Origin of the sequence: Corynebacterium sp. KPL2734 (assembly GCF_040225595.1) — a bacterium.
Lineage (GTDB): Bacteria > Actinomycetota > Actinomycetes > Mycobacteriales > Mycobacteriaceae > Corynebacterium > Corynebacterium rhinophilum.
The window spans coordinates 1-5,425 of sequence record NZ_JBEHFO010000033.1; the positions used below are offsets into that span (position 1 = coordinate 1).

Below are 5,425 nucleotides of genomic sequence, written 5' to 3' on the forward strand. Positions count from 1 at the left end.
GCGCCTGATGTCTTTGAAACCAAGTCTTCGGCTATACTGACCACAGCAGCATAGCTAGCCCCCGATGTGTCCACTTTTCGGGGGTCGGGCCCATGGTCAATTTTGGTGCGGAGTCTACGAGACTTCCAGCAACAATCAACTCCGCGCCGTCCGAGTAGTTTTTGGCCCAGAGCCTAATAATGCCGAGCTTTATGAGTGGCTGCTCGTCAATGGTTCTTCCCTAGTCAAACGGGCCCATCGTTCCGGACCTATACCTGGCACTATTGAAGAGCCACAGCGCGGAAATCCCAAACGCCTGCAGCGGAATGTCAATAAGGAGCAACGCAAGACCTCAGGGGTGTCGTCGAAAGCCCAAGAAGCAACAAAGTTAAATTTCGAATTAGCTAACGCAAACAAGAAGAAAGCTTCGCGGATCGCTCGGCGCGAAGAAGCACAACGGAAATTTCAGATCCGTGCCATGAAAAAGAAGGCCAAACATAAAGGCAAGTAGTCGAAGGCGTCAAAGCGAAGTTGCCATACAGCGAGAGGAAAGCTGTGTAGTCGTGTGTCTAGTTCTGCGCACGTACGATCCCCGCTATATGTCTGCAAGGACAAAGGGGCCCTAGCCTAGTGAGGGACGCGTCAACTCGAAAGATTTATGCCGTTTGAGCTTGGCGTTTTCCTCGTGGCGTATGAATATGAATATACACTTTAGAGGTGGATAGAACTTGGGGATAAGGGGTAATTGGGGGCGATTAATTAGAATATCTTTACTGTGGGCGGTGCATACTATAAGCGAATAAGTTAGGGTAAAACTGTTTCGGACATAGGTAAAGTCAGTTAACACTTAGGGCTTGAGACAGGTACATAAAGTGAGGCCAATTTTGGCGTGCTTAATTTTCGAAAGGGGAAGTTCTGTGAAGAAGAAAATTGTAGCAGGGCTAGTTACTGCCTTGGCGGTTTCTATGTTCGCTGCTCCAGCGAATGCGGAGGGGCACTTTGAAACTAGTGTTAGCGGGGTTTCCGATGGATTCAGGACTCGTGGCTGGGTTGATCGAAATATTGATGGGTACAACACGGAGATTACAGCAGCTACCTGTTTAAATGATCCGCATGGATCTCCTGGAAAAGTTGAGATGACCCTGCGCCGAGAGCTTTCTATGAAGCCGGACCCCGACCTAGGATCGCGTTCGTTCAATAGATGCTATGGGGGATGGGACCGAGGCGGCTGGGGGCGCCAGGCTGCAGGAAACTATCATGCCGATATCCATACATTCGATTGGAACCACTTAACCATCAAGTGGATGAAATTTGTATGGTAGTAACCGCTCGGGTTAATGCACTAAGAGTGCGGCGTTCAAATAAGACAATTCTGGATATACCGCAGCTGGTGATAGATGAACGCCCCACGCTTCTACTGGGGGCTAATGGCGCTGGGAAATCAACGCTTTTTTCTGCTCTTGCATCAGATTCTTCTCCGAAGGAAGGAACAGTACTAAGGAAGGGATCTATATCTCTAGTAGAGCAGACATTCAATCCTATTACCGGTTTCACCTCTAGTGAGTACTGCGCTTATGTTGCTTGGTTGTTTGGGCGAGATAAAAAGACCGCAAAGAAAGAAAGCTTAGATTGGCTAGATTTTGTAGATTTGTCAAGAGTGTCTAATCAACGGTGCGAAAGCCTTAGCGGAGGAGAACGCTCTAGACTAGCGATCGCCACTGCGTTGAACTCTGGGGCGGAAACATTACTGCTTGATGAACCTAGTGCGGCACTTGATCCACTCAACAAAGAGCATGTAACTGAGGTATACCAACGGATTGTGGATAGAGGGCATAACCTAGTTGTTTCAACGCATGATGCTGGCGAACTACAGAGGCCTTTCGAACGTGTTCTTGTCCTTGATAAGGGGAAGCTACATTTCGATGGTTCACGGCAAGATTTTGTACAGCTAGCTACAGAGTCGGGAAATACCCCAGCGCATATTCTCTCACGATCTTTTGTACGGAGAGGAAATTACAGTGATTCCTAATTTTGGTGTTAAACACTGGCTTCGTCGTCCATCATTATGGATTTGTGTTATTGGGCTAATCCTTAGCGCAGTTCCTATTTCGGAATTAGGAAAGACGCCGTACTATGAGTCGAATGCTGCTCAATCTACATTGGTATTCTTTGTAATTGCTCCTGCGGTTTCTGCTGCAATGGCATGGGAGGCATCACGTTTTCGTCCTCTAGTGCAGATGGGGCGAAAATCTGTGGCTCGTATTTATGTGAACCGAATGTTTGTTTGGTCGCTGATTTTTCCTCTTAGCTATGTAGTAGCAAATCTTTCACAAAGTACTGATTCTTCGCTGTTCGGCTCTTTAATCTTTTGGGTTATGCTGGCGTATTCGTCCATCGTCGGTATCTGTTGGACGCTAATCGGAAGTGCACTTGGTTTTTCGTTTAAACCACTGGTATCAGTGTCTGTATCAGCTGCGCTTGCATATTCTTGGTATGCGGTAGTTCCAGCCACTTCTCCTGGGGCCCTTAGACATATAACTGGTGATTTTTTAGCGTGCTGTTCTTTTGATGCAACGCTAGATGTGAAAGCAATTGGGACAGCAATTGCAGGGATTATTGGAGCTACGCTGACCATAGTCTCGGCTGCGGCACTGTTTAGGCACAGTAGTAAAATGTATATGTTAACCTTCTTTTTAGGGCTTCTCTGTCTTATTGGTTCTTTTGCTTGGGCGCAGCAACTCACAGAGTTTGGCCTTACACAAAGAGATTCTCGTCAGCTTGTTTGCTCTTCTAATGTCTGCGCATGGCCGGAAGTTCCTAGCGAAAATATATTACTTAATATCCAGGCGAGAGATGCTTTTTCTAAAATAGCACCTACTGAGTGGAGAGATTTCTCAGAACGTCCCGTGATGTGGGGGGATCTTTCGGAAGAGCATTTAAGTCTAAGCGGCCAATCCACGGTAGAGGGGATAGTTGGAGAGTTCGTGGATCAAGCTGGATCTGCAGAGCTGATTCGTTCAGACGCCAAGATCTGCGGAATTCCGGCAAGAGATTTGGGAATTACGCTTAGCGGTCTTCCTTGGGAGCCTAATCGACAAGTTAACGTTGGAGACGTTGTTCAGCGTATCGAGCACTCTGTGTGCAAAGTTAGCGACTAGTCCATGACATCATACGCATTCTTGTACTGCCGTGGGCATAGGCTAATTACTGTTTTAGTCATGGTGCTGTTTATTGGCTTTGTTCTTGCTTTTGCTGAGGGATGGTTACTAAATATCCCTTGGCTCAATGATACTGCTGGGGCAAACGTTGGCACTTTATGTTCGTTTTCTTATGCCGCATTGCCAGTGATTTTTTTCAGAAATCAGATTTCCAGGTTAGAAGCACAAGCTTCACGGAATTGGCTGTTTATTGACGGTATAGTCCTCGTAACGTTATGGGTTATTCCTTGGGTATTTTCCCTTTGCGGCATAGGAAGCACTAGATTTGCTTATGTATCTACTGTTCTTACAGGTTTGACGCTTCTTATAGGTAGATATGTGAGTGTGGATACACTTGCTTTGTCGCTTGTAGCACAGCTTGTCCTACAAACTGCTCTTTGGCCATCATTGTCTGATACGAATTGGAGACTTCTCCTTTTCGCTTTAGAGGTTCCACCCGGCCGTATTCCATTACTATTAAGCGTGGTTTCTTTTTTCGTAAGTGTTGTTTCTTTGCGTAAATTCAAGCGCTCTGCGTTTTAGCTGGAGACGCGAACTTCGTTCTACCTGACCCAGAAGATCTTCAATTCTCTTTGATTTCGTCCCTCAATTGTTTATTACGTGGCAAAACAATTGAAGGACGAATTAAATCCGATCTCCGCTTCGGATCAACTCTGACGTGGTACACGTTCCCCGTGCCAGAGCTCGACGAGAAAACACGGCAGCGCATTATTAAGGCAGGCAAGAAGGTGCTCGATGCCCGCGCGCTGCACCCAGAGCGCTCGCTGGCCGAGCAATACAACCCACTCGCCATGGCCCCGGAACTCATCAAGGCGCATGACGCGCTTGACCGTGAGGTGGATAAGGCATTTGGCGCTTCCCGTAAGCTCACGACCGCCCGGCAGCGCCAGGAGCTGTTGTTTGCCAATTACGAAAAGCTCACCACGCAGCAGCCCTAAAAACACCTGGTATGTCCTGCCCTACGGCAGGACATACCAGGTGTTTCTTGTCAGCTGTCGTGTCGCGTCAGGCCTAGTTGTGGCAAGGCAACATTTAAGATTTCAGCGGCGGGGGTGGTGACACACTCGGCGGCCGTCCGACCCGTCTTATCCATGTAGGCTTGGGTGATACGAGCCCCTGCGGCGTAACCAGCTCCGGTGGGTAGCCCGACCGGTTTCGATCCCATCAGGCGGGCGCTCGAATCTCCAAGCACCCATGCGGCGAAGTCCTGCATGCCTGTCACATCCAAGCCCTCGACGACCCGTCTTAGTACATCTTCTCTCGATCTGGTTTGGTCTGTGACGAAGTGCGTATATCCACGCTTACCGTAGAACTGGGCAGCGAATAGGTCGGCTAGCCCCTCGGCCACGACATGCTCACCGACGGTCACTGTCTGCGGGTCCCATACGATGCCGTCAGCTGAATAGCGGACGTTGTGGTGCAACTCGTGTAAGGCAATCGCTTCTAGCCGATGGAGAACTTCCTCAGTCGGCCAAATGGTGATGGCAATGTAGCCACTGATCCCACCGAAGGCTGACAGGCCTCGAACTTCGTCCATGAAGTGCTCGTTGGAAGGATCACCTAACACTAGAAGCACAGTGAGGTCAGGAATCATGAGTCCTGGGTTAGCAGTCGCCAAGTATTGAACCCCTTTAGCGAGAGCTTGCTCAACTCGAGACCAAGCGTTGGCCTCCTCCAATTTGTAGAGCGCATCATGTACTTGCTGACGTGAGGCATCCGGGCCGAATCCGAAGTTCTGACTGTGCACGGTAGCCATATCGAGACCGCCTGGAATGAAGAAATACATGCCAGCCATGGGCTCCCATAATTTACGAGCGGCCTCCTGCCACTGTCCCGGAGGGCTATCCAACATCGTGCGCATTCCCGTGGCGCTGTCGATCATCGAGATTGTCATGTCCCTAAACGTACACCCTGACGCAGCGTTAAGGTCAACCTCCAGGTTCAATAAACGTGTCCGGTTAATATATCTGGCCAGCGAAGTAGGAGTCGCTGTTATTAACGGGATTGTCCGGCGCTGCAAAACGCGTGCGATCGTACGCTTGCTACCTACAAGTAGTACATCGAATACCACCTCGGTTGTCACACTGTGTGTCGTACAGGGGTTTACCCTTGTTTGCAAGAAGCACAAAACTACGTGGGACCTGACCCCCATTTGGTGGACACCTGATATCCAGCCCAGTCGGGCTGGGAAGAAAGGTAATCTACCACCATGTCCAGGTACTCCGAAC

Annotated in this window: 7 protein-coding genes and 1 pseudogene; 7 read left to right on the forward strand and 1 reads right to left on the reverse strand. The window is 49.2% G+C overall.

Annotated elements, in window-relative coordinates:
- Positions 1-64 precede the first annotated feature (64 nt).
- The 7 genes and pseudogenes from ABRP88_RS11170 to ABRP88_RS11200 all read left to right on the forward strand — a co-directional run bounded on the left by ABRP88_RS11170 (position 65) and on the right by ABRP88_RS11200 (position 4,135).
- A complete protein-coding gene (locus ABRP88_RS11170; protein WP_349837234.1) occupies positions 65-490 on the forward strand; it encodes a YjdF family protein in 426 nt (141 codons plus the stop codon).
- Positions 491-896: 406 nt separating this feature from the next.
- Positions 897-1,301 (forward strand): hypothetical protein, encoded by a 405-nt coding sequence (locus ABRP88_RS11175; protein WP_349837235.1) that lies wholly within the window; start codon positions 897-899, stop codon positions 1,299-1,301.
- Positions 1,295-2,008, forward strand: a complete 714-nt coding sequence (locus tag ABRP88_RS11180) for an ATP-binding cassette domain-containing protein (protein WP_349837236.1) — start codon at positions 1,295-1,297, stop codon at positions 2,006-2,008. The genes ABRP88_RS11175 and ABRP88_RS11180 overlap by 7 nt, the downstream gene beginning before the upstream one ends.
- Entirely contained in the window at positions 1,998-3,137 is a 1,140-nt protein-coding gene (locus ABRP88_RS11185) for a hypothetical protein (protein ID WP_349837237.1), read from the forward strand. Before ABRP88_RS11180 ends, ABRP88_RS11185 begins: the two co-directional genes overlap by 11 nt.
- A 60-nt stretch (positions 3,138-3,197) precedes the next feature.
- Positions 3,198-3,719, forward strand: coding sequence for a hypothetical protein (locus ABRP88_RS11190; protein ID WP_349837238.1), 522 nt, complete (start codon positions 3,198-3,200; stop codon positions 3,717-3,719).
- Between the two features lie 50 nt (positions 3,720-3,769).
- Positions 3,770-3,820 (forward strand): annotated as a pseudogene (locus ABRP88_RS11195) (hypothetical protein); the annotation flags it as partial.
- Positions 3,821-3,871: 51 nt separating this feature from the next.
- Positions 3,872-4,135, forward strand: coding sequence for a type IIL restriction-modification enzyme MmeI (locus ABRP88_RS11200; RefSeq protein ID WP_349837240.1), 264 nt, complete (start codon positions 3,872-3,874; stop codon positions 4,133-4,135).
- 50 nt (positions 4,136-4,185) lie between these two features.
- Here the strand turns inward: ABRP88_RS11200 and ABRP88_RS11205 are convergent, their stop codons facing one another.
- On the reverse strand, positions 4,186-5,091 hold the full coding sequence (locus ABRP88_RS11205; protein WP_349837239.1) for a DUF2268 domain-containing putative Zn-dependent protease: 906 nt from the start codon (positions 5,089-5,091) through the stop codon (positions 4,186-4,188).
- Positions 5,092-5,425: the final 334 nt, after the last annotated feature.